26 protein-coding genes are annotated in these 25,405 nt (G+C 59.1%); 11 read left to right on the top strand and 15 right to left on the bottom strand.

Features of this window, described 5'->3' with window-relative positions; genetic code table 11:
* Positions 1–2 precede the first annotated feature (2 nt).
* A complete protein-coding gene (gene secF, locus J9788_RS13520) occupies positions 3–971 on the top strand; it encodes a protein translocase subunit SecF (protein ID WP_019454209.1) in 969 nt (322 codons plus the stop codon).
* 64 nt (positions 972–1,035) lie between these two features.
* On the opposite strand, the gene J9788_RS13515 is transcribed toward secF, so the two are convergent.
* Entirely contained in the window at positions 1,036–1,596 is a 561-nt protein-coding gene (locus J9788_RS13515; protein ID WP_182265033.1) for a DUF3251 domain-containing protein, read from the bottom strand.
* A 175-nt stretch (positions 1,597–1,771) separates the two neighbouring features.
* Between J9788_RS13515 and nrdR the strand changes: the two genes are divergently transcribed.
* From nrdR to pgpA, 6 genes are all read left to right on the top strand, one after another.
* A complete protein-coding gene (nrdR, locus tag J9788_RS13510) occupies positions 1,772–2,221 on the top strand; it encodes a transcriptional regulator NrdR (protein WP_004940387.1) in 450 nt (149 codons plus the stop codon).
* 10 nt (positions 2,222–2,231) lie between these two features.
* Positions 2,232–3,341, top strand: coding sequence for a bifunctional diaminohydroxyphosphoribosylaminopyrimidine deaminase/5-amino-6-(5-phosphoribosylamino)uracil reductase RibD (gene ribD / locus J9788_RS13505; RefSeq protein ID WP_182265032.1), 1,110 nt, complete (start codon positions 2,232–2,234; stop codon positions 3,339–3,341).
* Positions 3,342–3,448: 107 nt separating this feature from the next.
* Positions 3,449–3,919 (top strand): 6,7-dimethyl-8-ribityllumazine synthase, encoded by a 471-nt coding sequence (gene ribE, locus J9788_RS13500; protein ID WP_004940385.1) that lies wholly within the window; start codon positions 3,449–3,451, stop codon positions 3,917–3,919.
* A 20-nt stretch (positions 3,920–3,939) separates the two neighbouring features.
* Complete coding sequence (nusB, locus tag J9788_RS13495) at positions 3,940–4,356, top strand: transcription antitermination factor NusB (protein ID WP_004940384.1); 417 nt, start codon at positions 3,940–3,942, stop codon at positions 4,354–4,356.
* A gap of 52 nt (positions 4,357–4,408) precedes the next feature.
* Positions 4,409–5,401, top strand: a complete 993-nt coding sequence (gene thiL / locus J9788_RS13490) for a thiamine-phosphate kinase (RefSeq protein WP_046897533.1) — start codon at positions 4,409–4,411, stop codon at positions 5,399–5,401.
* A complete protein-coding gene (pgpA, locus tag J9788_RS13485; RefSeq protein WP_033634010.1) occupies positions 5,394–5,888 on the top strand; it encodes a phosphatidylglycerophosphatase A in 495 nt (164 codons plus the stop codon). Before thiL ends, pgpA begins: the two co-directional genes overlap by 8 nt.
* A 32-nt stretch (positions 5,889–5,920) precedes the next feature.
* Here the strand turns inward: pgpA and J9788_RS13480 are convergent, their stop codons facing one another.
* From J9788_RS13480 to xseB, 4 genes are all read right to left on the bottom strand, one after another.
* A complete protein-coding gene (locus J9788_RS13480; protein WP_182265031.1) occupies positions 5,921–6,895 on the bottom strand; it encodes an aldo/keto reductase in 975 nt (324 codons plus the stop codon).
* A gap of 106 nt (positions 6,896–7,001) precedes the next feature.
* Positions 7,002–8,867 (bottom strand): 1-deoxy-D-xylulose-5-phosphate synthase, encoded by a 1,866-nt coding sequence (dxs, locus tag J9788_RS13475; protein ID WP_031300022.1) that lies wholly within the window; start codon positions 8,865–8,867, stop codon positions 7,002–7,004.
* Positions 8,868–8,901: 34 nt separating this feature from the next.
* Positions 8,902–9,822 carry a (2E,6E)-farnesyl diphosphate synthase gene (ispA, locus tag J9788_RS13470; protein WP_182265030.1) on the bottom strand — a complete coding sequence of 307 codons (921 nt, stop codon included), beginning with the start codon at positions 9,820–9,822 and terminating at the stop codon, positions 8,902–8,904.
* A 5-nt stretch (positions 9,823–9,827) separates the two neighbouring features.
* Positions 9,828–10,091 carry an exodeoxyribonuclease VII small subunit gene (gene xseB / locus J9788_RS13465; RefSeq protein ID WP_033642062.1) on the bottom strand — a complete coding sequence of 88 codons (264 nt, stop codon included), beginning with the start codon at positions 10,089–10,091 and terminating at the stop codon, positions 9,828–9,830.
* A 160-nt stretch (positions 10,092–10,251) separates the two neighbouring features.
* Between xseB and thiI the strand changes: the two genes are divergently transcribed.
* On the top strand, positions 10,252–11,700 hold the full coding sequence (gene thiI, locus J9788_RS13460; RefSeq protein ID WP_033642063.1) for a tRNA uracil 4-sulfurtransferase ThiI: 1,449 nt from the start codon (positions 10,252–10,254) through the stop codon (positions 11,698–11,700).
* 66 nt (positions 11,701–11,766) lie between these two features.
* Here thiI and yajL read toward each other — a convergent pair whose 3' ends face one another.
* Together yajL and panE are read right to left on the bottom strand one after the other, a co-directional pair.
* Positions 11,767–12,357, bottom strand: a complete 591-nt coding sequence (yajL, locus tag J9788_RS13455; RefSeq protein WP_033642064.1) for a protein deglycase YajL — start codon at positions 12,355–12,357, stop codon at positions 11,767–11,769.
* Positions 12,320–13,231: a 2-dehydropantoate 2-reductase gene (panE, locus tag J9788_RS13450; RefSeq protein ID WP_046897532.1), complete on the bottom strand. Its 912-nt coding sequence runs from the start codon at positions 13,229–13,231 to the stop codon at positions 12,320–12,322. The genes yajL and panE overlap by 38 nt, the downstream gene beginning before the upstream one ends.
* Before the next feature lie 182 nt (positions 13,232–13,413).
* Here panE and J9788_RS13445 point away from each other — a divergent pair, with 182 nt between their 5' ends.
* Positions 13,414–13,905: a YajQ family cyclic di-GMP-binding protein gene (locus J9788_RS13445; protein WP_209333058.1), complete on the top strand. Its 492-nt coding sequence runs from the start codon at positions 13,414–13,416 to the stop codon at positions 13,903–13,905.
* Between the two features lie 34 nt (positions 13,906–13,939).
* On the opposite strand, the gene J9788_RS13440 is transcribed toward J9788_RS13445, so the two are convergent.
* The 8 genes from J9788_RS13440 to J9788_RS13405 form a co-directional block, all read right to left on the bottom strand.
* On the bottom strand, positions 13,940–15,304 hold the full coding sequence (locus J9788_RS13440) for an MFS transporter (protein WP_028128216.1): 1,365 nt from the start codon (positions 15,302–15,304) through the stop codon (positions 13,940–13,942).
* 198 nt (positions 15,305–15,502) lie between these two features.
* Positions 15,503–16,393 carry a heme o synthase gene (gene cyoE, locus J9788_RS13435; protein WP_025301761.1) on the bottom strand — a complete coding sequence of 297 codons (891 nt, stop codon included), beginning with the start codon at positions 16,391–16,393 and terminating at the stop codon, positions 15,503–15,505.
* A 17-nt stretch (positions 16,394–16,410) separates the two neighbouring features.
* The gene (locus tag J9788_RS13430) at positions 16,411–16,749 is read right to left on the bottom strand and encodes a cytochrome o ubiquinol oxidase subunit IV (RefSeq protein ID WP_004940369.1); all 339 of its coding nucleotides are present in this window, start codon (positions 16,747–16,749) and stop codon (positions 16,411–16,413) included.
* A complete protein-coding gene (locus tag J9788_RS13425; protein WP_046897531.1) occupies positions 16,749–17,363 on the bottom strand; it encodes a cytochrome o ubiquinol oxidase subunit III in 615 nt (204 codons plus the stop codon). Before J9788_RS13425 ends, J9788_RS13430 begins: the two co-directional genes overlap by 1 nt.
* Positions 17,353–19,344, bottom strand: coding sequence for a cytochrome o ubiquinol oxidase subunit I (gene cyoB / locus J9788_RS13420; RefSeq protein ID WP_046897530.1), 1,992 nt, complete (start codon positions 19,342–19,344; stop codon positions 17,353–17,355). Before cyoB ends, J9788_RS13425 begins: the two co-directional genes overlap by 11 nt.
* Positions 19,345–19,347: 3 nt before the next feature.
* Positions 19,348–20,298, bottom strand: coding sequence for a cytochrome o ubiquinol oxidase subunit II (gene cyoA / locus J9788_RS13415; RefSeq protein ID WP_033642069.1), 951 nt, complete (start codon positions 20,296–20,298; stop codon positions 19,348–19,350).
* 441 nt (positions 20,299–20,739) lie between these two features.
* The gene (gene ampG / locus J9788_RS13410) at positions 20,740–22,218 is read right to left on the bottom strand and encodes a muropeptide MFS transporter AmpG (RefSeq protein WP_182265029.1); all 1,479 of its coding nucleotides are present in this window, start codon (positions 22,216–22,218) and stop codon (positions 20,740–20,742) included.
* A 51-nt stretch (positions 22,219–22,269) separates the two neighbouring features.
* The gene (locus tag J9788_RS13405; RefSeq protein WP_042783787.1) at positions 22,270–22,848 is read right to left on the bottom strand and encodes a lipoprotein; all 579 of its coding nucleotides are present in this window, start codon (positions 22,846–22,848) and stop codon (positions 22,270–22,272) included.
* A gap of 314 nt (positions 22,849–23,162) precedes the next feature.
* On the opposite strand from J9788_RS13405, the gene bolA reads away from it, so the two are divergent.
* Together bolA and tig are read left to right on the top strand one after the other, a co-directional pair.
* Positions 23,163–23,477: a transcriptional regulator BolA gene (gene bolA / locus J9788_RS13400; protein ID WP_004940361.1), complete on the top strand. Its 315-nt coding sequence runs from the start codon at positions 23,163–23,165 to the stop codon at positions 23,475–23,477.
* Between the two features lie 366 nt (positions 23,478–23,843).
* The gene (gene tig / locus J9788_RS13395) at positions 23,844–25,148 is read left to right on the top strand and encodes a trigger factor (protein WP_182265028.1); all 1,305 of its coding nucleotides are present in this window, start codon (positions 23,844–23,846) and stop codon (positions 25,146–25,148) included.
* The last annotated feature ends 257 nt before the right edge of the window (positions 25,149–25,405 follow it).

Genomic DNA, 25,405 nt, shown 5'->3' with positions numbered 1-25,405 from the left:
TTGTGGCACAGGATTATACTGTTGAGCAACTCAACTACGGCCGTAAAGTCTACGACTTTATGCGCTGGGACTACGTGGCCTTCGGCATCTCGTTGGTGCTGTTGGTCGCGTCGATCGCCACCATGTCGGTGCGCGGCTTTAACTGGGGCCTGGATTTCACCGGCGGTACGGTGATTGAAATCAACCTGGAGAAGCCGGCTAACCTCGATCTGATGCGCGATACGCTGGAGAAGGCCGGGTTCCAGGATCCGATTATCCAGAACTTCGGCAGCAGCCGCGACGTGATGGTGCGCATGCCACCGGCGACCGGCACCGCAGGCCAGGAACTGGGCAATAAGGTGATCGGCGTGATCAACGACTCGGTGGATAAAAACGCCACCGTGAAGCGCATTGAGTTCGTCGGCCCGAGCGTGGGCAGCGAGCTGGCGCAAACCGGCGGCATGGCGCTGCTGGTGGCGTTGATCTGTATCCTGATCTACGTCGGCTTCCGCTTCGAATGGCGCCTGGCGCTGGGGGCGGTTATCGCGCTGGCGCACGACGTGATCATCACGCTGGGCGTGCTGTCGCTGTTCCACATCGAGATTGACCTGACCATCGTCGCGTCCCTGATGTCGGTTATCGGTTACTCGCTGAACGACAGCATCGTGGTCTCCGACCGTATTCGTGAGAACTTCCGCAAGATCCGCCGCGGCACGCCTTACGAGATCATGAACGTGTCGTTGACCCAGACGCTGAGCCGTACGCTGATGACTTCCGGTACTACCCTGATGGTGGTGCTGATGCTGTACATCTTCGGTGGCGCGATGCTGCAAGGCTTCTCGCTGGCGATGCTGATCGGCGTGTCGATCGGTACCGTTTCCTCTATCTACGTCGCGTCCGCGCTGGCGTTGAAACTGGGGATGAAACGCGAGCACATGCTGCAGCAAAAAGTGGAAAAAGAGGGCGCCGATCAGCCTTCGATTCTGCCTTAACCGCCGCAGTATTCAGCGAAATGAGAAGGAGCGCCGATGGGCGCTCCTTTTTTTTGCCTCGATTTCAGCGCGGCTGCACCACCGCCGGCTGGGCGGTCGAAACCAGGCTGTGCAGACGGATATAGCCCAGCTGTTCCGGCGTCAGGCCGCTGAAGCGCAGCTCGAAGTCCTGGCCGGGTTTCGGCAGCAGCGAGTCGGCGCTGGCGATCGGTTGCGACAGCGCCTCGGCGGTCAATGGCCGGCCGGTGGCCGCGTCCAGTTGGCCCCATTCCACCACCGCTTTAAACGGCGGCAGCGTGGCCTGTGAGAGGATGCGCACATGCAATTGCGCCTGGGTGCCGTTGGCTTCGCTCTTGATGTGGCTCAGCGAAACGCTCAGCTCGCCGATGTCGCTTTGCAAACGGGCGGCGCTCCGCGCAGCCGGCAGCAGGTAGACGCCGTTATCGGAGTGCTGATTGAGCTGGTTTTGCCGCTCCAGCGCGGTGGCCTGATCGGTCAATACGCTCATTTTCTGGTTCAGCGCCGCGACCTGATGGCGCAGCTGAGGCACGGCGGCGTTGTGCGCGCAGCCACTGAGCAACGCGGCGGCGGCGAGCAGGGCGATTTTGGGGTAACGGGTTGTCATGACGGCGATTTCCTATGCTGAATCTCCTGTTATCAGCTTAGTCCGCCCGGAGGGGAAAGTCATATCGGCACCGCTTCCCGGCTGCGTGTCGCAACAAATGGCCGACGCCCTTTGTTGTGGCTTCACTTCGGGTTAAACTGCATTTATCTATAAAAAACGTTTATCAGGACGTGTTATGCATTGCCCTTTCTGCGCCGCCGTTGATACCAAAGTCATTGATTCCCGCCTGGTGGGGGACGGTTCGCAAGTGCGCCGCCGCCGCCAGTGTCTGGTGTGCAATGAACGTTTCACCACCTTCGAGGTGGCCGAGTTGGTGATGCCGCGAGTGATTAAAAGCGATGAGGTGCGCGAGCCGTTCAACGAAGACAAGCTGCGTCGCGGCATGCTGAAAGCGCTGGAGAAGCGCCCGGTCAGCTCGGACGACGTGGAAAACGCCCTTAACCATATCAAATCCCAACTGCGCGCCACCGGCGAACGCGAAGTGCCGACCAAGTTAGTCGGCAATCTGGTGATGGACGCGCTGAAAAAGCTGGATAAGGTCGCCTACATTCGCTTCGCGTCGGTGTACCGCAGCTTCGAAGACGTGCGCGAGTTCGGCGAAGAGATTGCCCGCCTGCAAGACTAAAGGATCTTTCATGCATCACGACGAATTTTACATGGCGCGCGCCTTCGAGCTGGCGCGGCTGGGGCGTTTCACTACCGCGCCCAATCCGAACGTCGGCTGCGTTATCGTGCGCGACGGCGAAATTGTCGGTGAAGGTTATCATCTGCGCGCCGGCGAGCCGCACGCGGAAGTGCATGCGCTGCGCATGGCGGGCGACAAGGCGCGCGGCGCCACCGCCTATGTGACGCTCGAGCCGTGCAGCCATCACGGCCGCACGCCGCCCTGTGCCGATGCGCTGGTGGCCGCCGGCGTAACGCGAGTGGTCGCGGCGATGCAAGATCCCAATCCTCAGGTGGCCGGGCGCGGCTTGTACAAGCTGCAGCAGGCCGGCGTCGAGGTGCGTCATGGCCTGATGCTGGCCGAAGCCGAAGCGGTCAACCTGGGCTTCCTCAAACGCATGCGCACCGGTTTTCCCTATGTGCAACTGAAGCTGGGCGCGTCGCTGGACGGCCGCACGGCGATGGCCTCCGGCGAAAGCCAGTGGATCACCTCACCCGAAGCGCGTCAGGACGTGCAGCGGCTGCGCGCGCAGAGCGCCGCGATTCTCAGCACCAGCGCCACCGTGCTGGCGGACGATCCGTCGCTGACGGTGCGTTGGGATGAGCTGGACGCCGAAACCCAGAGCCTCTATCCGCGCGAAAATCTGCGTCAGCCGCTGCGCATCCTGCTGGACAGCCAAAATCGCATTACCCCGCAACACCGCGTGGTGCAGCAGCCGGGCGCCACCTGGCTGGCGCGCCTGCAGGCGGATGAACAGGCCTGGCCGCAAGACGTCGAGCAGTTCATCTGCCCGGCGCACGGCGGCGGCGTCGATCTGGTGGTGATGATGATGCTGTTGGCCAAGCGCCAGGTGAATTCAATCTGGGTGGAGGCGGGGGCGACGCTGGCCGGCGCGCTGCTGCAGGCCGGCCTGGTGGATGAGCTCATTTTGTACATCGCGCCAAAACTGTTGGGCGATAATGGCCGCGGCCTGTGTCATTTGCCGGGCCTTGAGCGTCTGGCCGACGCACCGGAATTCGTCTTTAGCGACGTGCGCCAGGTTGGCCCCGATCTGCGTTTGCGCCTGCGGGCGAAACATTGAATCTCGCGCCCGCGCGCCGGTTTTACAAAAGCGCCGCGCAGGCGATGAAAGAATATGATAGAATCCGCCCCCCTGCGGGGTATTGAACCCATTTTTAAGGAAAGCCCATGAAAGTTATCGAAGGTGTTGTTGCTACTCCAAATGCCCGTGTGGCGATCGCAATTGCACGTTTTAACAATTTCATCAACGACAGCCTGCTGGAAGGCGCCATCGACGCGCTGAAACGCATTGGTCAGGTTGCTGACGACAACATCACCGTTGTCTGGGTCCCGGGCGCTTACGAGCTGCCGCTGACGGCGAGCGTATTGGCCAAAACCGGCAAATACGACGCGGTTATCGCGCTGGGCACCGTTATCCGTGGGGGCACCGCGCACTTCGAATATGTGGCGGGCGAAGCCAGCTCCGGCATCGGCAACGTTGCGATGAATGCCGAAATCCCGGTTGCCTTTGGCGTGCTGACCACCGAAAGCATCGAACAGGCGATCGAACGCGCCGGCACCAAAGCGGGCAACAAGGGCGCTGAAGCCGCGTTGACCGCACTTGAAATGATTAATGTTATCAAAGCTATTAAAGCCTGAATTTAGTTAAGGGGAATTCCGTGAAACCTGCTGCTCGTCGCCGCGCTCGTGAGTGCGCTGTTCAAGCGCTTTACTCTTGGCAGTTGTCTAAAAACGACCTTGCCGATGTTGAACACCAGTTCCTGACGGAGCAGGATGTCAAAGATGTTGACGTCGCCTATTTTCGCGAGTTGCTGTCCGGCGCGGCAGTGAATGCAGGTATGCTGGACGAACTGATGGCGCCTTACCTGTCGCGTCAGCTCGAAGAGCTGGGCCAGGTGGAACGCGCGGTGCTGCGCGTCGCGCTGTTTGAACTGAAAATGCGCGAGGATGTCCCTTACAAGGTGGCGATCAACGAAGCGATCGAACTGGCGAAAACCTTCGGCGCGGAAGACAGCCACAAGTTTGTGAACGGGGTGCTGGATAAAGTGGCGCCAACCCTTCGCAAGAAAAAGTAAAAACATTAAGGCCGGCATTCCCGGCCTTAATTTCTTCTAGTGGAATATCGATATGGCATGCGGCGAATTTGACCTCATTGCCCGCTATTTTGACCGGTTTAAGCGCGTGCGCCGGGATGTACAGTTGGGCATTGGAGATGACTGCGCACTGCTGGCAGTGCCGGAAAAACAGCTGGTGGCCGTCAGTACCGATACGTTGGTCGCGGGCATTCACTTCCTGCCGGACATCGATCCGGCCGATCTCGGGTATAAAGCGCTGGCGGTCAATCTGAGCGATCTGGCGGCGATGGGCGCCGATCCGGCGTGGCTCTCGCTGGCCCTGACCCTGCCGGAGGTGAACGAGCCCTGGCTGAAGGCCTTCAGCGACAGCCTGTTTGATCAGCTCAACTATTACGGCATGCAGCTGATCGGCGGTGATACCACGCGCGGCCCGCTGAGCATGACCTTGACCATTCAGGGCTTGATCCCGGCCGGCCGGGCGTTAACCCGCAGCGGCGCGCGCATCGGCGACTGGATCTATGTGACCGGCACGCTGGGCGACAGCGCCGCCGGTCTGGCGATTCTGCAGGATCGTCTGGCGGTGACGGATAGCGCGGCGCGCGATTATCTGGTCGCTCGCCATCTGCGCCCGCAGCCGCGGGTGTTGCAGGGGCAGGCATTGCGCGATCTGGCCAGTTCGGCGATCGACATCTCCGACGGCCTGATCTCCGATCTGAAACACATCCTGAAGGCCAGCGACTGCGGCGCGCGCATCGTGCTGGATGAGCTGCCGATGTCGCAGGCGCTGAGCAGCCACGCGGATGCCGAGCAGGCGCTGCGTTGGGCGCTGGCGGGCGGCGAAGACTACGAGCTGTGCTTCACCGTGCCGGAGATCAACCGCGGCGCGCTGGACGTGGCGCTGAGCCACCTCGGGGCCGATTACACCTGTATCGGCCAGATTGGCCCGCTGTCTGAAGGCATTCGCTATTACCGCAACGACGAGGCGGTGGTGCTGGACTGGGCCGGGTTCGATCATTTCAACGCGGAGCCGGGCACCCATGGATGAAGCCAAGCGTCGGCTGCGGATGAGCAATCCGTGGCACCTGCTGGCCACCGGTTTCGGCAGCGGTTTGTCACCGGTGATGCCGGGCACCATGGGATCGCTGGCGGCGATCCCGTTCTGGCTGCTGCTGATCCAACTGCCGTGGCAGCTCTACTCGCTGACGGTGATGTTCAGCATTTGCATCGGCGTCTATATTTGCCACCGCACGGCAAAAGACATGAAGGTGCACGATCACGGCAGCATCGTCTGGGATGAGTTCGTCGGCATGTGGATCACGCTGATGGCGCTGCCGGTCAACGATTGGCGCTGGGTCGCCGCCGGTTTCGTCATCTTCCGCATTCTGGACATGTGGAAGCCGTGGCCGATCCGCTGGTTTGACCGCAACGTGCATGGCGGCATGGGCATCATGGTCGACGATATCATCGCCGGCGTGCTGTCTGCGGGCATCATCTACCTGATTGGGCACCACTGGCCGATCGGGCTGTTCTGACAGCCGGGCGCGGTTCTTCGCGCCCGCTTCTCTTATTCAAACCCCGTCACCCGATGCGGCACGTAAGCCGTTTCCAACTCCGCCACCTCTTGCGGCGACAAACTCAAATCGACCGCGGCAATGGCGTCGTCCAACTGCTCGCTGCGTGACGCGCCAACGATCGGCGCGCTGACCGCCGGTTTGTTCAGCAGCCAAGCCAGCGCGATCTGCGCGCGTGAAACGCCGCGTTCTTCGGCGAGGCTAGCGACGCGTTCGGCGATAATGGCGTCGATGCCTTCAGTTTCTTCGTACAGGCTCTTGCCGAACTGGTCGGAAACCAGCCGCGCGGTGGTTTCGCCCCAGGGGCGGGTCAGGCGGCCGCGCGCCAGCGGGCTCCACGGCAGTACGGCGATGCCTTCGGCGGCGCACAGCGGGTGCATCTCGCGCTCTTCTTCGCGCTGGATCAGGTTGTATTGATCCTGCATGCTGACGAAGCGCGTCCAGCCGTGCAGATCGGCGGTATACAGCGCCTTGGCGAACTGCCAGGCGTACATCGAGGAGGCGCCGATGTAACGCGCCTTACCGGCTTTCACCACGTCGTGCAGCGCTTCCAGCGTCTCTTCCAGCGGCGTTTCGTAATCCCAGCGATGGATTTGCAGCAAATCGACATAGTCGGTGCCGAGACGGCGTAGGCTGTCGTCGATGGACTGCATGATGTTGGCGCGCGACAAACCGCGCTCCAGGTTGCTCAGCGGGAAATAGACCTTGGTGGCGATCACCACCTCCTCGCGGCGTGCATAGTCGCGTAGCGCCCGGCCGAGGATCTCCTCGCTGCTGCCGTCGGAATAGCTGTTGGCGGTGTCGAAAAAGTTGATGCCGGCTTCCAGCGCCTGTTTCAACAGCGGGCGGCTGCTCTCTTCCGGCAGCGTCCAGGCGTGATTGCCGCGGCTCGGTTCGCCGTAGGTCATACAACCCAGGCAGATGCGCGAGACGTTCAGATCGGTGTTGCCCAGTTTGAGATACTTCATGCTTGCCTCCCATTCACAGCTCAGACAGTAACTGTAGCGCGGATCCCGGAGGGCGGAAATGAAAACGCCCCCGAAGGCGGAGGCGTTTTATCAGGGCGGGCGGCGATTACTGCGCCAGCCAGGTTTCGATCTGGCGCTGAATGCCGGCGGCGTCCAGCCCCAGATCGGCGCGCAGTTCTTCCTGGGTGCCCTGCGAGACGAAGCTGTCCGGCAGGCCGAGGTTCAGCACCGGCACCGGACGGCGTTTGGCCATCAGCAGTTCGTTGACGCCGCTGCCGGCGCCGCCCATGATGGCGTTCTCTTCCAGCGTGACCAGTGTTTCATGGCTGGCGGCCAGTTCGAGCACCAGCTGCTCGTCCAGCGGTTTGACGAAGCGCATGTCGACCAGCGTGGCGTTGAGCGCTTCCGCCGCTTGCGCGGCCTCCGGCAGCAGGGTGCCGAAGTTGAGAATGGCGATCTTTTCCCCCTGGCGACGCACCACGCCTTTGCCGATCGGCAGCAGGCTGAGCGGCTCCAGCGCCGCGCCGGTGCCGGTGCCGCGCGGATAGCGCACGGCGCTCGGGCCGTCGTTGTAGTGATAGCCGGTATACAGCATCTGGCGGCATTCGTTTTCGTCGCTCGGCGTCATGATCACCATGGTCGGGATGCAGCGCATGAACGACAGATCGAACGCCCCCTGGTGGGTCTGGCCGTCGGCGCCGACGATGCCGCCGCGATCGATGGCGAACATCACCGGCAGGTTTTGGATCGCCACGTCATGGATCAACTGATCGTAGGCGCGTTGCAGGAAGGTGGAGTAGATCGCCACCACCGGCTTGTAGCCGCCGATCGCCAGCCCGGCGGCGAAGGTGACCGCGTGCTGCTCGGCGATCGCCACATCGAAATATTGTTGCGGATAGTCGCGCGAGAACTGCACCATGCCGGAACCTTCGCGCATCGCCGGCGTGATCGCCATCAGTGAGCTGTCTTTGGCGGCGGTTTCACACAGCCAGTCGCCGAAGATTTTCGAATAGGTCGGCAGACCGCCGGCGCTTTTCGGCAGCGTGCCGCTGGCGGGATCGAACTTCGGCACCGCGTGGAAGCTGATCGGATCCTTCTCCGCCGGCGCGTAACCGCGGCCTTTCTTGGTCATGATGTGCAACAGCTGCGGGCCTTTCAGATCGCGCATGTTTTTCAACGTGGCGACCAGGCCCTGTACGTCGTGCCCGTCTACCGGACCGATGTAGTTGAAGCCCAGCTCTTCGAACAGCGTACCCGGCACCACCATGCCTTTCAGGTGCTCTTCGGTGCGTTTCACCAGCTCCTTGATCGGCGGCACGCCGGCCAGCACTTTCTTGCCGCCTTCGCGCAGGGTGGAGTAAAGCTTGCCGGACAGCAGCTGCGCCAGATGGTTGTTCAGCGCGCCGACGTTTTCCGAGATCGACATCTCGTTGTCGTTCAGCACCACCAGCATGTCCGGATTGATGTCACCGGCGTGGTTCATCGCTTCGAACGCCATGCCGGCGGTGATGGCGCCATCGCCGATCACGCACACCGTGCGGCGGCCTTTGCCTTCACGCTCTGCCGCCACCGCCATGCCGAGGCCGGCGCTGATCGAGGTTGACGAATGGCCGACCGACAGCACGTCATATTCGCTTTCGGCGCGCCACGGGAAGGGGTGCAGGCCGTTCTTTTGCCGGATAGTGGCGATCCGATCGCGGCGGCCGGTCAGGATTTTGTGCGGGTAGGCCTGGTGGCCGACGTCCCACACCAGATGATCGAACGGCGTGTTGTAGACGAAATGCAACGCCACCGTCAGTTCGACGGTACCCAGCCCGGAGGCAAAGTGGCCGCTGGAGCGACTGACGCTGTTCAGCAGATATTGCCGCAGCTCATCGCACAGCTTCGGCAAGCTCTCTTTGGGCAGTGAGCGGAGTTCCTCGGGGTTTTCCGCTAGCGCCAGGGTTGGGTATTTGGCTATATCAAGACTCATTCGATACTCATATCAGAGGAGTTAACGTCACACGTTAATTGTCGCGTTCAATAATGAAGCTGGCTAACGCTCGCAATGGCGCTGTGTTATAAGATTGCGCTGCCAAAGTGTCTAATGCAGCTAATGCTTCCTGATAGAGATCCCACGCTTTTGCTTTCGCGCTGTCAAGCCCGAGTAACGCCGGGTAGGTACTCTTTCCGTGTTGTTGGTCCGCTCCCTGGCGCTTGCCGATCTTTTCAGTCTCGCCGACAACGTCCAAAATGTCATCCTGCACCTGGAACGCCAGGCCGACCGCGGCGGCGTAACGATCCAGCTGCGGCAGCGCCGCTCGTCCTGCTTCGCCGGCGCTCAGCGCGCCCAGACGCACCGCGGCGCGGATCAGCGCGCCGGTTTTGTGGCGGTGGATCTGTTCCAGGGCCTGCAGATCGACGCGCTTGCCTTCGGCTTCCAGATCCAGCGATTGGCCGCCGCACATGCCGGCGACGCCGCTGGCTGCCGCCAGTTCGGAGACCATCGCCAGCCGATCGCGCAGCGCCACGTCGGGCATTTCGGCATCGGCCAGGATCGAAAACGCCAGCGTTTGCAGCGCATCGCCGGCCAGGATCGCGTTGGCTTCGCCGAATTTAATGTGGCAGGTCGGCTGGCCGCGGCGCAGATCGTCGTCGTCCATCGCCGGCAGATCGTCGTGGATCAGCGAGTAGGCGTGAATGCATTCCACCGCCGCCGCCGGCGCGTCCAGGTTGGTCAGCGATACGCCGAACATCTGGCCGATGGTGTACACCAGGAACGGGCGCAGGCGCTTGCCGCCCAGTAAGGCGCCATGACGCATCGCCGCCACCATGTTGCCGTCGTTGAACGGCAGCGGGGCGATGAAATCCAGCAGCGCGCGATCGGCGCGCCGGCGGAAAATCTGCAGTTGATCGGCAAAAGCGGCCGATGGGACGATCTCAGACATGTCGGTTACTCGGTATCCGGTGTGAAAGGCGCCAACGCCGCGTCGTCGGCGCTGTCGTTAAGGAGGATCTGCACACGCTGTTCCGCCTGTTGCAGTTTCTGCTGGCCTTGACGCGCCAGCTGCACACCGCGTTCGAACTCGTTCAGCGCGTCTTCCAGCGGCAGTTCGCCTGATTCCAGACGCGTCACGATGCTTTCCAGCTCGCCGAGGGCGCTTTCAAAGCTGGCTGTTTGCTCTGTACTGGCTGATTGTGCTGGTTTTTTCGGCATAATTTTCTTTTTACGTCATCATGTGAACCCTGGCGCCAGAGCCTATCCTAGCGGATCTTGATTAGCAAATCATGGCGCTCATGTGTGGTTTTGTGCGCAGAGCACGGCGATATGGTGATATACTCCGCGCCGTAATTCTTATCTGACAACAAAGACCGCCATGAAGTTTATCATTAAATTGTTCCCGGAAATCACCATCAAGAGCCAATCTGTGCGCTTGCGCTTTATCAAGATTCTCTCGACCAATATTCGCAACGTCCTGAAGCAGTATGATGAAACGCTGGCGGTCGTCCGTCACTGGGATCATATCGAAGTTCGCGCCAAAGATGAAAACCAGCGGCCGGTCATCGCCGACGCGCTGACGCGCATTCCCGGCATCCACCATATTCTGGAAGTGGAAGATCGCGCTTATACCGATATTCACCACATCTTCGAGCAGACGCTGGAAGCCTACCGCGCCCAGCTGGAAGGCAAAACCTTCTGCGTGCGCGTCAAGCGCCGCGGCAAGCAGGCGTTCAACTCGCAGGACGTGGAGCGCTACGTCGGCGGCGGTCTGAACCAGCATATCGACAGCGCGCGCGTTAACCTGACCCGCCCGCAGGTCACGGTAAACCTCGAGATCGAAGACGACAAGCTGATGTTGGTTAAACGCCGCCTCGAAGGCATCGGCGGTTATCCGGTCGGCACTCAGGAAGACGTGATGTCGCTGATTTCCGGCGGTTTCGACTCGGGCGTGTCCAGCTATATGCTGATGCGTCGCGGCTGCCGCGTGCACTTCTGCTTCTTTAACCTGGGCGGCGCCGCGCATGAGATTGGCGTGAAGCAGGTGGCGCACTATCTGTGGAACCGTTTCGCCAGCTCGCACAAGGTGCGCTTCGTCGCCATCGACTTCGAACCGGTGGTGGGCGAGATCCTGGAGAAAGTCGACGACGGCCAGATGGGCGTGGTGCTCAAGCGCATGATGGTGCGCGCCGCTTCGCAAGTGGCCGAACGCTATGGCGTGCAGGCGCTGGTTACCGGTGAAGCGCTGGGGCAGGTGTCCAGCCAGACGCTGACCAACCTGCGCTTGATCGACAATGCGTCCGATACGCTGATCCTGCGTCCGCTGATCTCGCACGATAAAGAGCACATCATCAAACTGGCGCGTGAAATCGGCACCGAGGACTTCGCCAAAACCATGCCGGAATACTGCGGCGTGATTTCGAAGAGCCCGACGGTAAAAGCCGTCAAGGCCAAGATTGAAGAGGAAGAAAGCCACTTCGATTTCAGCATTCTCGATCGGGTGGTGAGCGAGGCGAAGAACGTCGATATTCGCTCCATCGCTGAGCAGGCGCAGGAGCAGGTGACCGAGGTGGAAACCGTCGCAGCCTTCGGCGCCGACGAGGTGATCCTGGATATCCGTTCCAACGACGAACAGGAAGAGAAGCCGCTGCAGCTGGAACAGGTTGAAGTGAAAGCGCTGCCGTTCTACAAGCTGAGCACCCAGTTCGGCGATCTGGATCAGAGCAAAACCTATCTGCTGTACTGCGAGCGCGGCGTGATGAGCCGTCTGCAGGCGCTGTACCTGCTGGAGCAGGGTTTCAGCAACGTGAAGGTTTATCGCCCGTAACGCGGGCCGCGGCGTAAACGAGAGGGGCTGAACCGGTGTTCAGCCCTTTTTTTATCGGCAAGCCGCTCAGTCGCGGAAATCGTACATCCCAGGGATCAGCACCAGCTGCGCGGCGATCTCCGCCGCTTTGGCCTTGCCGAGCAGCAGATCGATCAGCTTCAGCGCAAACTCCATCGCGGTGCCCGGCCCCTGACTGGTGAGCAGGTTGACGCGCGCGTCGTACACCACGCGGCGCTCCATCCATTTATCCGCCGGTATCCGATCTTTCAAACCCGGGAAACCGGTCATGTTGCCGATCGGGAACAGATCGTGGTGCTGCAGCACCAGCGCCGGGGCCGCGCAGATGGCGGCGACGATGTGGCCCTGCAGATGCATCTGCCGCACTTTTTCCACCAGCAGCGGACTGTCGCGGAAGCATTCCGCCCCCTGCAGGCCGCCGGGCAGCACGATGGCGTCGAAAGGCTCATCGACGATCGCCACCAGCGGCGCGTCGGCCAGCAGCTTGACGCCGCGCGAACAAACGATAGTCAGCTCGCCGTCGCCGGCGACGCTGGCGGTAGTGACTTTAACGCCCGCCCGCACCAGCAGATCGATGGTGGTGACGGCTTCGGTTTCTTCGCTACCAGGTGCCAGGCAGACCAGCGCCGATACGCTCATATTCATTTTCCTTTCGTTTAATCAATTCAAACAGCCGCGCATTCTCCGGCAGCGTGAGGCCGTGGCTGCGCGCGCGGCGCAGCAGGTAGCCGGTGATGTAGTCGATCTCGGTATGCCGCTGGCTGCGGATATCCTGCAGCATCGATGAAACGTTGTCGGCGGTGCTGTGGATCACGTCCATCACGTATTGCATCAGGCCTTCGCAGGAGGTGTGGTAACCCTCCATGGCCATCACGCTGGCGACTTCACGACACAGCGTTTCAATCTGCTCCGGGTAGCGCTGCAGATCGCCGTTGCGGCAGCCGTACAGCGCCGTCAGCGGGTTGATCACGCAGTTGACCGCCAGCTTGCGCCAGTTGGCCGAGGCGATGTTGTTATGCCAGGCGACGTCGGGCAGCGCCTGATGCAGCACTTCCGCCAGGTGGCTGAGGTGCTGGGCGGCCGGTGAGGTGGGGCCGATGTGGGTGATGCCGGTGGCGACGTGGATAATGGTGCTGCCTTCGTGGCGCGCGGCGTGGGTGGTGGTGCCCTGCAAGATGGGCTGGCCGTTCGGCGGCAGCTCCTCCTGAGTGCCCATGCCGTTGTGCAGCAGCAAGATGGCGCATCGGGGGCTCAGCTTCGGCAACAGCGCGCTGACCGCGCTGGATACCTGCCAGGCTTTCAGCGTCACCAGCAGCAGCTCGCTTTGCGCGAGGTGCTCCGGATCGTTGGTGGGCAAATTGCGATTAAACGAGACGCCTTCCGGCTCTATCACGTTCACGGCGCAAAAAGGCTGCGGCACTCTTAGCCATCCCTGTACATCGTGGCCCTGCTGATACAGCCGGGAGAGCCACAGTTGTCCGAGCGCGCCGCAACCAAGAATGGTTATTTTCATTCAGTCTCCTTGGAAACACGGGAATACCGCTCAATTACCGTGAATTAACTATAGGCTTTATGGCAGCCTGAAGCGCTATCCCTGCGTGCGTTCAGCAGATTTTGTCTGAGGCGGCAAAGCGGTTATCATGCTCGGCATCAAAATCGCCTAAGCTATTAGGCACTCATTCAGGAGGAAGAAGTATGCCATCTTTCGACATCGTTTCCGAAATTGATATGCAGGAAGTGCGTAACGCCGTTGAGAACGCCACCCGCGATCTCGGCACCCGCTGGGATTTTCGCAACGTGCCGGCCAGCTTTGAGCTAAACGAGAAGAATCAAAGCATCAAGGTTGCCACCGAGTCTGATTTCCAGGTGCAGCAGTTGCTCGACATTCTGCGCGAAAAGCTGAGCAAGCGCAGCATCGACGGCGCCGCGCTGGAGATCCCGGAAGAGTTTACCCACAGCGGTAAAACCTACAGCGTGGAAGCCAAGCTGAAGCAGGGAATTGAAACCAGCGTGGCGAAGAAAATCGTCAAGCTGATCAAAGACAGCAAGCTGAAGGTGCAGGCGCAGATCCAGGGCGAAGAAGTGCGAGTGACCGGCAAGTCACGCGACGATTTGCAGAGCGTAATGGCGCTGGTGCGCGGCGGCGATCTGGCCCGGGGGTGCCTTAACACCACCTCCGGCTATTAACCGCGCGGGGGCCGGCTGGGCCGCCCCCGATTCTTTACAGCGAATTGACCAGCGCTTCCAACTGACCGCGATTGGTCTGCTTGGTATCCACCTTGACGTAGGCGCTGCGCTCTTCCGGCACCACGATCGCCTCGGCCACGCCGGGCTGCGCCTTCAGGCGGCTTTCCAGCGCCGAATCCTTCACCGCCAGTTCCGACAGCGTAATGCGCAGGCTGCTGACATACGGCGGCTCTTTCATGGTGCTGCTGACCAGGAACCAGACGGCGGCCAATACCGCGCCGGCGATAAACACCAAGCCTGCCCCCTGCAAACCGTACAGCCAGCCGCCAAGGCTGCCGCCGATCGCCACGCCGATAAACTGGCTGGTGGAGTACACCCCCATCGCGGTGCCCTTGTAGCCGGCCGGCGATTCTTTGCTGATCAGCGAAGGCAGGATGGCTTCCATCACGTTGAAGGCCATAAAGAACAGCTGCACGCCGGCGATGATGCCCCATAGATGAGCGCCGGAGAGCCACAGCAGCACTTCGGCGCAGAACAGCACCGCCACGCAGCCCATAAATACCTGCTTCATGCGGCGATATTTCTCGGCATAGATAATGAACGGCACCACGGCGGCGAACGACACCAGCATGGTCACCAGGTAGACGATCCAGTGTTCGCTGGCCGCCAGCCCGGCTTTTTCCATCGCCAGCGGCAGCGCCACGAAACTCGACATCAGCAGAATGTGCAGACACATGATGCCGAAGTTGAGTTTCAACAGGCGCGAGTTGCTCAGCACTTTGCGGAAGCTGCCGCGCACGATGCTGGACTCGCGGTTCAGCAGATGGGTGTCGGCGGAAGGCACCACCGCCAGGGTGATGACGATGCCGGCCAGCGCCAGCACGGCGATCATCCAGAACAGCGCGTGCAGGCCGAAGGCGTGGGTGATGATAGGGCCCAGAACCATGGCGATGGCGAAGGTGATGCCGAAGCTGACGCCGATAAACGCCATCGCCTTGGTGCGGTTCTGCTCGCGGGTCAGATCGGAGAGCAGTGCCATCACCGCGGCGGCGATGGCGCCGGAGCCCTGCAATGCGCGGCCGAGGATCACGCCCCAAATAGAGTCGGTGACGGCGGCGATCACGCTGCCGAGGGCAAAGATCAGCAGGCCGCCGACGATCAGCGGCTTACGGCCGATGCGATCGGACACCAGGCCGAACGGGATCTGAAATACCGCCTGCGCCAGGCCGTAAATGCCGATGGCGATGCCGATCAGCGCTTCGCTGGCGCCGTTGAGCGCCATGCCGTAGGTGGTCAACACCGGCAATACCATAAACATGCCGAGCATGCGCAGGGAGAATACGGTGCCCAATCCCCAGGTGGCGCGGCGCTCCTGCGGGGTCATTGAATTATCGTTCACGTCAAACCTCGGTAAAAACCATGCCATCAGACGTTGAGACAGCGCCTGATGGCATGATTTCTGTAAAGCTGCGTCATTTTAGTGTGCAGGGCAGGGGGGGTAAATCGAATGTTGTTTAACAGATATTACAGTTTGGCCGCTTTTCGGCGTGACAAATAAAATGGGCCGCATACGCGGCCCATTAACAGATGATTTGGCTTACCAAACGTAGGTCACCAGCGCTTCAGGCGCCGCCGTGGCGCTGAAGTCGATCGACATCATCACGCTCAGCGAGGTGATGGCGACGATGGAGAACACGAACAGTTTACGCGCCCAGACGCTGTCGTTTTCGGTTTTGTAACCGCGCAGCGCCATGCCCAGCCACCATACGCTCACCGCCGCAGCGACGATCAGGTATTTGTAGCCGGCGTAGCCCACCAGGGTCAGCATCAGCGTGGCGATCATAAACGCCAGGATGTAGACCGTGATGTGGTTCTTGGCGACGGAAATGCCTTTCACCACCGGCAGCACCGGAATGTTGGCCGCCTGGTAATCTTTAAAGCGGAAGATAGCGATCGCATAAGAATGCGGCATCTGCCACAGGCTAAAGATAGCCAGCAGGATCAACGCGCCGGCGTCGAACTCGTTGGTGACCGCGCAGTAACCGATAACCGGCGGCGCGGCGCCCGACAAGCTGCCGATCAGCGTGCCGTAGACCGAGTGGCGCTTCATGTACAGGCTATAAACGCCGACATAAACCACGAAGCCCATCACCGCCAGCCACATGGCCAGCGGGTTGGCCGCGATATACAGCAACGCGAAGCCCACAATACCCAACGCGGTCGCATAAACCAGGGTGACACTCGGCGCGATCAGGCCTTTTACCAGCACCCGATTCTTCGTTCTCTCCATCTTCTTGTCGATGTCGCGGTCGATGTAGTTGTTAAACACACAGCCCGACGCGACCACCAACGAGACACCCACCAGGGTGGCGAGAAACAGGGGATAGTCGATGCTCCCTTTGGAAGCGAGCAGGAATCCCCCAACGACAGAAATTAAATTGCCGAAAATAATTCCTGGTTTAGTGACTTGCAGGTATTGCTTAATCATCACGTGCAGCTCAGCTCTTAATCGACCATCATATTGATGTTGAGGTTGTACATAATCCAGAGTGAACCTACAACAACGATACCGATGATCATAGCGGTGAACAGCAATGCCACCAGGTTCCAGCGCTCTTCCGATGAGGTGTTCATGTGCAGGAAGTAAACCAGGTGAACAATCACCTGGATAACCGCCATACCGACAACAACCGCCAGGATGGTGGAATGAGAGGCAGTGCCGTTCATTACCATCGCAAATGGAATTACCGTCAGGATGATCGACAGGATAAAGCCGATCAGGTATGACTTCACGCTGCCGTGGCTTGCGCCGCCGTGAGAGGTTTCATGGGATGAATGGCTCATTACATAACCCCCAGCAGGTAGACAACGGTAAATACGCAGATCCAGACCACGTCCAGGAAGTGCCAGAACAGGCTCAGGCACATCAGGCGGGTTTTGTTGGTCGCGGTCAGGCCGAACTTGCTTACCTGAATCATCAGCACGATGATCCAAATCAGGCCGGAAGTCACGTGCAGACCGTGGGTGCCGACCAGCGCGAAGAAGCTGGACAGGAACGCGCTGCGATCCGGACCGAAGCCTTCGGCGATCAGGTGATGGAATTCATAGATTTCCATCGCCACGAAGCCCAGACCAAACAGGAAGGTCAGGAACAACCAGGTGTTTACACCGCCAACTTTACCCTTGTTCATGGCGATCATCGCCATGCCGTAGGTGATGGAGCTGAATAACAGCAGGAAAGTTTCGACCAGGACAAACTTCAGGTCGAAGATGTCTTTGCCGGTAGGACCGCCCGCGGTCCCGTTCACCAGGACTGCATAAGTCGCGAACAAGCTCGCAAACAAAATACAGTCGCTCATCAGGTAGATCCAGAATCCGAAGACCTTGGTCTCACCCGCGTCGTGGTGCCCATGCTCTGCATGGGCTGCGTTATGATTGGTCAGAGTTTCAGTTGACATGGTTCACGCCTGCTTTACGGATTTGTTCGTAGTGTTGGTTCTCAATGCGCTCGATTTCATCAACCTGCACATAGTAGTCAACATCGTGATCGAAGCTCTTGCCGATCCAGACAACGATCATACCGATGAAGCCAGCCAGAGCCATCCACCAGATTTCCCAAATCATTGCGAAACCGAATACCAGGCTGAAGAAGGCGATGATAACGCCGGCGCCGGTGTTCTTAGGCATATGAATCGGTTCGTATTTAGCCGGTTTCTTATAGGCTTCACCTTTTTCTTTCATGTCCCAGAACTCGTCACGGTCATGAATCTGCGGTACTACGGCAAAGTTATAGAACGGCGGTGGAGACGAAGTTGACCACTCCAGAGTACGAGCACCCCATGGGTCACCGGTCAGATCGCGGTTCTGTTCGCGGTCACGGATACTGACGAAGATCTGGGTCAGCTGGCACAGGATGCCGCAGGCGATCAGCGCCGCACCGCCGGCTGCAACCAGCAGCAGAGGGTGGAACTCAGGGTTGATGTTCTGGCTGATACGACGGGTCATACCCATAAAGCCCAATGCGTACAGCGGCATGAAGGCGGTGAAGAAGCCGATGATCCAGAACCAGAACGCGCGGATGCCCCATTTTTCGTTCAGCGTGAAGCCGAAGGATTTCGGGAACCAGTAGGTCAGGCCCGCGAAGCAACCGAACACCACGCCGCCGATGATGACGTTGTGGAAGTGCGCGATCAGGAACAGGCTGTTGTGCAGCACGAAGTTCGCGCCCGGCACCGCCAGCAGAACGCCGGTCATACCACCCACGGAGAAGGTGATGATGAAGCCAACGGTCCACAGCATTGCGGAGTTGAGCTTGATGCGGCCCTGATACATGGTGAACAGCCAGTTGAAGATTTTCACCCCGGTCGGGATGGAAATGATCATGGTGGCAATACCGAAGAAGGCGTTAACGTTCGCGCCGGACCCCATGGTGAAGAAGTGGTGCAGCCAGACGATGAACGACAGAATGGTGATCGCGATGGTTGCCCATACCAGTGAGGTATAGCCGAACAGGCGTTTTCTGGAGAAGGTCGCGGTGACTTCGGAGAACACGCCGAATACCGGCAGAACCAGAATGTACACCTCTGGGTGACCCCAGGCCCAAATCAGGTTGATGTACATCATCATGTTGCCGCCCATATCATTGGTGAAGAAATGGGTGCCCAGATAGCGATCCAGGGTCAGCAGCGCGATGGTGACGGTCAGAATTGGGAAAGAAACGATGATCAGGACGTTGGTACACAGCGCCGCCCAGGTGAACACCGGCATCTTCATCATAGGCATGCCAGGGGCACGCATCTTCAGAATGGTGGCGAAGAAGTTCACGCCGGTCAGCAGGGTACCCAGACCGGAAATCTGCAGACTCCAGATCCAGTAATCGACCCCGACGCCAGGACTGTACTCTTTACCCGACAGCGGCGGATACGCCAGCCAACCAGTCTGAGCGAATTCACCGACCCCCAGGGAGATGTTGATCAGCACAACGCCCACCACGAAGAACCAGAAGCTCAGGGAGTTCAGGAACGGGAAGGCAACGTCGCGCGCGCCGATTTGCAGCGGCACCACGACGTTCATCAGGCCAACCACGAAAGGCATCGCCATGAAGAAGATCATGATAACGCCGTGCGCGGTGAAGATCTGGTCGTAGTGGTGCGGCGGCAGGAACCCGGCTTCGCCGGCGGACGCCAACGCCTGCTGGCTACGCATCATGATGGCGTCGGCGAAGCCGCGCAGCAGCATGACCATCGCCACGATGATGTACATGATACCAATTTTTTTATGGTCGACCGAAGTCAGCCATTCGCTCCACAGCCACTTCCATTTGCCGAAATAGGTCAGCAGCGCCAGCACTGCCAGGCCCCCGACGATAATTGCGGCTACGGTGACCATGATGATCGGTTCGTGGTACGGAACCGCATCAAGTGTTAATTTTCCCAACATCAGTTATTCCTCGGCTCCGGCGTGAGCAGCATGTTCACCCATGTCCATACCTTGGCTCATGTCCATGCCTTCGTGCGCGCCAGCGCCCTTGTGCATATCCATGTCGCCCATGAATTTGGCAATTGTTTCTTTGAACAAATTCGGTTTGACAGCGGCAAAGTACTCGACCGGGTTGTTTTCACTCGGCTCTGCCAGTTTGTTAAAGTCGTCGGTGGTGTTCAGGTTTTTAGGCGATGCCTTCACCTTGGCCACCCACTGATCGAAGTCGCCTTCGGTCGGGGTAACGATCGCGGTGAATTTCATACCGGAGAAGCCTGCTCCGCTGTAACTGCTGGAGATGCCCTTGTAGGCACCGGCTTCGTTGCCGATCAGGTGCAGTTTGGTCTGCATGCCGGCCATCGCATAAATCTGTCCACCCAACTGCGGGATAAAGAACGAGTTCATTACCGAGTTAGAGGTGATCTTGAATTCGACTGGAACATCTTTCGGGAAAGCCAGCTCATTAACGGTCGCAATGCCTTGTTCAGGGTAGATGAACAGCCATTTCCAGTCGAGCGACACCACTTCGATCGTCATCGGCTTCTTGTCGGTGACAATCGGCTTGAACGGGTCGAGTTCGTGGGTGGTCTTCCAGGTAATGGTGCCAAGGATGGCGATGATAATGATAGGAATGGTCCAGACGACCGCTTCGATCTTGTTGGAGTGGGCCCAGTTCGGACTGTACTTGGCGTCTTTGTTGGAAGCGCGATACTTCCAGGCAAAGGCGAACGCCATGAAGATAACTGGCACCACCACGATCAACATCAACGCGATTGCAGTGATAATCAGTGTCCGTTGCTCAACACCAATTGCTCCTTTGGGATTCATCAAAACCATATCGCAGCCACTGAGCAATACAGTGCCTGCAATTAATGACAGCATCCCAATACTTTTATTGTATTTCTTAAGTCTCATCTAACGACCTCAATAACAAAGGCTCAATTGTCGTTTCATGTGTGCGGGCATTTTACGGGAAGGTTGCAGTACTGTAAACATGCTTAAGGGAGTGTCAGCGGCTTGTTGACACTTTCTGTTAAGGGGGTCACAGATGTAACCCTGCGTGACAATTTACCAATGACAACAACGCGTTGGCACGCTGAATCGTGACGAGCAGTCCGTATGTTAAGGAAAACTAAAGGTATGATGAATCTGGCGAAGAAATGCGCGGCGGGGAAATACGCAGAAAAGGTTTATTTAATGTAAAATAATTGTGTCTTAAAGGTGAATTTAATTTTATTTCCGAGCGCCGCAGTCGGATAAAAAAATAATTTTCTCGCTGATTATCTTTTTTTAACGAAATAAATACATCCCCGGATCGCTTTTTTTTTCGGCCGGCAAAATCGCCGGCCGGTCGGGTTACGCCAAACGAGCGCGGCGCAGCGCCAGATAATCCAGCATGCTGCCCATCGCGACGCCGAGCAGGCTCAATGCGGTGCCGATCTGCAGCAGCCGGTCGGCCAACAGCGGCGCCTGCGTCCAGTCGAGCGCATTGGCGATCAGCAGCAGCAGCCACACCCCCAGCAGCGAGCAGCCCAGCGTCAGCAGGTGCAGCGCCCAGCGGTAAAACCCTGAAAACTCGGTGCGCGGCATAAAGTCGCCATGCTGCTGGGTGTGTTCCAGCGTTTGGCGGCAGACGCCGAGCAGCAGCAAGCCGGGCAGGGCGGCGGCGATCGAGAACAGGTAGAACAGCGGCCAGCCGTGAGCTTCGACGAACCAGCCGGCGATCGGGCCGACATAAACGCGGCCCACGGCGGACAGCGCCGACAGCAGCGCGAACTGAGTGGCGGAGAACGACCGGTTGCACAGCGTCATCAGCAGCGCGACGAAGGCCGCGGTGCCCATGCCGCCGCACAGGTTTTCGAGGAAAATGGCGCTGCCCATGGTGAGCAGGCTCTTGTCGGTCACCGCCAGGATCCAATAGCCGAGATTGGAGACCGCCTGCAGGACGCCGAACAGCATCAGGGCGCGGAACAGGGTGAGACGCTGCATCAGCACGCCGCCGAACAGAGCGCCGACGATGGTGGCGAACAGGCCGAGGGTCTTGTTCACCAGCCCCACTTCACCGGCGTCGAACCCCACGCCGCGGATCAGGAAGGTAGTGCTCAGGCTGCCGGCGAAGGCGTCGCCCATTTTGTACATCACGATCAGCAGCAGGATCAGCCAGGCGTTGTTGCGGCCAAAGAAATCGCGCAGCGGCGCGACGACCGCCTGTTCCATGGTGCGCGGCGCCGGGATGCTTTCATCCGGTTCCGGCGCCATCAGCGTGGCGGCCACGCCGATCAGCATCAACCCGGCCATCAGCCAGTAGGTGGCTTGCCAGCCGAAATAGCGATCCGCCAGCCACAGCGCCAGGCCGCCGGAAACCAGCATCGCCAGCCGATAACCCAGCACCGATATTGCCGCGCCCGCGCCGCGTTCTTCGGCTTTCAGCAGGTCGGTTTTATAGGCGTCGAACACGATGTCTTGCGAGGCGGAGCAGAACGCCACCAGCACCGCCAACGCCGCCAGCCACCACAGGTGCTGCGCGGGCTGCATAAAGCCCATCGCCACGATCGCCGCCACCAGCAGCAGCTGGCTGATCAGCAGCCAACCGCGCCGCCGCCCGAGGAACGGCGGGGTATAGCGATCCATGAAGGGCGACCAGAGGAATTTGAAGACGTAGGCCTGGCCCACCAGCGAGAAGATGCCGATGGTTTTCAGATCGATGTTTTCGACAGTCATCCAGGCTTGCAGCGTGCCGGAGGTCAATGCCAGCGGCAGACCCGACGCGAAGCCCAGCAGCAGCAGAATGGCGGAGTTACGCTGGGTGAAGATGTTCAGATAGTGTTTCGACATGAGTTCCCTGTCTGCGCCGCCCGATCCGCCGGGCGGCGCCAGGCGCGCCGATTAGCGCGCGTTTTGCTTGATAAAGTCGTTGACGCTGGTGTCCTGCGCCATGTCGGCGATCACGTCGCCCAGCACGGAGTTGACGGCGTCGGTGATCTTGTCGTTGGTCGCCGTGAAGGCACCCTGCACGTTATAGGTCGAGCGGTAGTTTTTCACCTGCTTGTTGCCGTTCTTCGCCTGGGCGATGATCGAGATGTCGGCTTTGGTGGTGATGTTGTAGCGCAGGTTGCCTTCGGATACGTCCGCGTACAGATTATTGACGACCACCTGCAGCGCGACCGGGCCGTCGGCGCCAATCATGTAACCGCGGGCGCCCATTTGTTTCTCCAGCACTTCCTGCAGCAGGAAACGCAGATCGCGCGACGGCGTCAGCGTGACCAGTTGGCCGTCGCGGTTCACCTTGGCCAGCGCCTGATCGGTGCGCTGATCCGCGCCGTTGATGCTGATGGTGATGCCCTGCAGGGTAGGATCCTGCTGCGGCAGAACGATTTTCGGCGTGACGTTCAGGGTGTTGCTGCTGGTCGCACAGCCGGCCAGCAGCAAGGCGGCCAGCAAAGGAAGACAAAGTTTCTTTAACATGTTTTCTGTCTCATTCTCGATGGATTTAGCAATAATCAGAGCGGGATAGCCGACAACGAATTGCCGACATCATAGCATCGCCGCCGTGCGGTGGAAGCGCGGAAGGCGCCTGAGTGACAAATTTTTACCTGCCGTTGATAAAAACACGCTTTTTTGGCTCGCTCAATCGGATAATCCCCCAAGTGGCGGGGATGACGCTCATCCTCTGACCGCAGAAAAGAGAAATTTGTCCAGGCGATGGTCTAAACGGGGGAAAACCGGCTAATATTGAACTAGATGGGCACGGTCCTCTGCCGGTGTTGTAAGGAGATCCTATGATTCGCGAGCAAATAGAAGCAAAGTTAAGGGCGGCGTTTGAGCCCGCGTATCTGGAAGTCGTTGATGAAAGCTATCGTCATAACGTTCCGGCGGGTTCAGAAAGTCATTTCAAAGTGGTATTGGTCAGCGATCGCTTCGTCGGCGAACGGTTTTTGACGCGTCACCGCTCCATCTACGGGGTATTGTCGGAAGAGTTGGCCGATGGCGTACACGCGCTGGCGCTGCACACCTATACGCTCAAAGAGTGGGAAGGGTTGCAGGATACCGTGCCGGCCTCGCCGCCGTGCCGCGGCGCCGGGACGCTGGCCTGAGGGGGAAATTTTCAGGTATCAGTGGAACTTTGCCCTCGAATTAGGGTATTACTACTGACGAATTTTGAAACGGCCTGCGGGCCGTTTCTGTTTTTGACGACGACACGGCCGATGCGCAATATGGCCAATGTTCGGTCTGTTTTGGCGGCCTTTTGGCGATTGAATCGACAAAAGTGTGATTTTTAGCGCGCCTGTGCCGCCTAGCTTTCCTCGACTCGCCATGCATGCGCCGCTATAATGTCGCGTCTTATTTTTCCGGAATGGTTTCGGGACGCTTCTGTCATCAGGGAACTCGGTTCTTATTGTAGCCGTCCTGGTTCTTGGAACGGAGTTGACCGAGCACTGTGATTTTTTTGAGGTAACAAGATGCAAGTTTCAGTAGAAACCACTCAAGGCCTTGGGCGCCGTCTCTCTATTACTGTACCGGCTGATACTATCAAGCAGGCGGTGAAGAAAGAGCTGATCAACGCAGCGAAAAGCGTGCGTATCGACGGCTTCCGCAAAGGCAAAGTGCCGATGAACATCGTGGAACAGCGTTACGGCGCCTCTGTTCGTCAGGACGTGCTGGGCGAAGCGATGCAGCGCAGCTTCGTTGACGCGATCATCAAAGAAAAGATTAATCCGGCCGGCGCGCCAAACTACGTGCCGGGCGAGTACAAAGAAGGTGAAGACTTCACTTTCGCCGTTGAATTCGAAGTGTATCCGGAAGTTGAGCTGAAAGGCCTGGAAAACATCGAAGTTGAAAAACCCGTAGTTGAAGTGAACGACGAAGACGTCGACGCGATGCTGGACACTCTGCGCAAGCAGCAGGCGACCTGGAAAGAAACCGATCGCGCGGCGGAAGCTGAAGATCGCGTGACCGTTGACTTCACCGGTTCTATCGACGGTGAAGAGTTCGAAGGCGGCAAAGCGTCCGACTTCGTGCTGGCAATGGGCCAGGGCCGCATGATCCCAGGCTTCGAAGAAGGTCTGGTCGGTCACAAAGCGGGCGAAGAGTTCTCCATCGACGTGAACTTCCCGGAAGACTACCACGCGGAAAACCTGAAGGGCAAAGCGGCCAAATTCGCTATCGTGCTGAAGAAAGTTGAAGAGCGCGAGCTGCCGGAACTGACCGAAGAGTTCATCAAGCGTTTCGGCGTAGCGGACGGTTCCGTTGCCGGCCTGCGCACCGAAGTTCGCAAGAACATGGAGCGCGAGCTGAAAGGCGCCGTGCGTAACCGCATCAAGTCTCAGGCGATCGAAGGCCTGGTGAGCGCGAACGAAATCGACGTGCCTGCTGCGCTGATCGACGGCGAAATCGACGTGCTGCGTCGTCAGGCTGCACAGCGTTTCGGCGGCAACGAGAAGCAAGCGCTGGAACTGCCACGCGAGCTGTTCGAAGAGCAAGCCAAACGCCGCGTAGTGGTTGGCCTGCTGCTGGGCGAAGTGATCAGCACCAACGACCTGAAAGCTGACGAAGATCGCGTGAAGACGCTGATCGAAGAAATGGCCTCCGCCTACGAAGATCCGAACGAAGTCATCGAGTTCTACAGCAAAAACAAAGAGCTGATGAACAACATGCGCAACGTGGCTCTGGAAGAGCAAGCGGTTGAAGCCCTGCTGGCAAAAGCGAAAGTGACTGAAAAAGCCACTACCTTCAGCGAGCTGATGAACCAAACTCAACAGGCGTAATGCCTGCGTGCCGGGTGCGATGAACGGCGCCCCCGGTTTCGCCTGGCGAACCGGCGCACGATGAAAAAGCCCGCAACCTCAGGTTGCGGGCTTTTCTTTTTGCCACGTTGCTGATTAATCTCAGGTTAAGCGGGGCAATATGCACTATATTTACCCTGTTGCTTGGGGAACTGGCTGGCATGATAACGGTCAGAATAACGGCATCGTTTCCGGCGCGCGGAGAAAATCGGCCTCTGGGCTTGAAATCGCGCCGGGCT

It is taken from the genome of Serratia sp. X10 (assembly GCF_017811775.1).
Classification (GTDB): Bacteria; Pseudomonadota; Gammaproteobacteria; order Enterobacterales; family Enterobacteriaceae; genus Serratia; species Serratia ureilytica.
This window is presented reverse-complemented; position numbering and strand designations above follow the sequence as displayed.

Bases quoted from the DNA above. Each gene is read 5' to 3' on its own strand.
- J9788_RS13430 (WP_004940369.1), bottom strand. From the start codon at position 16,749: ATGAGCCATTCATCCCATGAAACCTCTCACGGCGGCGCAAGCCACGGC.
- ribD (WP_182265032.1), top strand. From the start codon at position 2,232: ATGCATCACGACGAATTTTACATGGCGCGCGCCTTCGAGCTGGCGCGG.
- thiL (WP_046897533.1), top strand. From the start codon at position 4,409: ATGGCATGCGGCGAATTTGACCTCATTGCCCGCTATTTTGACCGGTTT.
- ribE (WP_004940385.1), top strand. From the start codon at position 3,449: ATGAAAGTTATCGAAGGTGTTGTTGCTACTCCAAATGCCCGTGTGGCG.
- J9788_RS13480 (WP_182265031.1), bottom strand. From the start codon at position 6,895: ATGAAGTATCTCAAACTGGGCAACACCGATCTGAACGTCTCGCGCATC.
- cyoB (WP_046897530.1), bottom strand. From the start codon at position 19,344: ATGTTGGGAAAATTAACACTTGATGCGGTTCCGTACCACGAACCGATC.
- ispA (WP_182265030.1), bottom strand. From the start codon at position 9,822: ATGTCTGAGATCGTCCCATCGGCCGCTTTTGCCGATCAACTGCAGATT.
- J9788_RS13515 (WP_182265033.1), bottom strand. From the start codon at position 1,596: ATGACAACCCGTTACCCCAAAATCGCCCTGCTCGCCGCCGCCGCGTTG.
- cyoA (WP_033642069.1), bottom strand. From the start codon at position 20,298: ATGAGACTTAAGAAATACAATAAAAGTATTGGGATGCTGTCATTAATT.
- cyoE (WP_025301761.1), bottom strand. From the start codon at position 16,393: ATGATTAAGCAATACCTGCAAGTCACTAAACCAGGAATTATTTTCGGC.
- dxs (WP_031300022.1), bottom strand. From the start codon at position 8,867: ATGAGTCTTGATATAGCCAAATACCCAACCCTGGCGCTAGCGGAAAAC.
- J9788_RS13445 (WP_209333058.1), top strand. From the start codon at position 13,414: ATGCCATCTTTCGACATCGTTTCCGAAATTGATATGCAGGAAGTGCGT.
- ampG (WP_182265029.1), bottom strand. From the start codon at position 22,218: ATGTCGAAACACTATCTGAACATCTTCACCCAGCGTAACTCCGCCATT.
- J9788_RS13405 (WP_042783787.1), bottom strand. From the start codon at position 22,848: ATGTTAAAGAAACTTTGTCTTCCTTTGCTGGCCGCCTTGCTGCTGGCC.
- xseB (WP_033642062.1), bottom strand. From the start codon at position 10,091: ATGCCGAAAAAACCAGCACAATCAGCCAGTACAGAGCAAACAGCCAGC.
- bolA (WP_004940361.1), top strand. From the start codon at position 23,163: ATGATTCGCGAGCAAATAGAAGCAAAGTTAAGGGCGGCGTTTGAGCCC.
- nrdR (WP_004940387.1), top strand. From the start codon at position 1,772: ATGCATTGCCCTTTCTGCGCCGCCGTTGATACCAAAGTCATTGATTCC.
- J9788_RS13425 (WP_046897531.1), bottom strand. From the start codon at position 17,363: ATGTCAACTGAAACTCTGACCAATCATAACGCAGCCCATGCAGAGCAT.
- thiI (WP_033642063.1), top strand. From the start codon at position 10,252: ATGAAGTTTATCATTAAATTGTTCCCGGAAATCACCATCAAGAGCCAA.
- tig (WP_182265028.1), top strand. From the start codon at position 23,844: ATGCAAGTTTCAGTAGAAACCACTCAAGGCCTTGGGCGCCGTCTCTCT.
- pgpA (WP_033634010.1), top strand. From the start codon at position 5,394: ATGGATGAAGCCAAGCGTCGGCTGCGGATGAGCAATCCGTGGCACCTG.
- yajL (WP_033642064.1), bottom strand. From the start codon at position 12,357: ATGAGCGTATCGGCGCTGGTCTGCCTGGCACCTGGTAGCGAAGAAACC.
- panE (WP_046897532.1), bottom strand. From the start codon at position 13,231: ATGAAAATAACCATTCTTGGTTGCGGCGCGCTCGGACAACTGTGGCTC.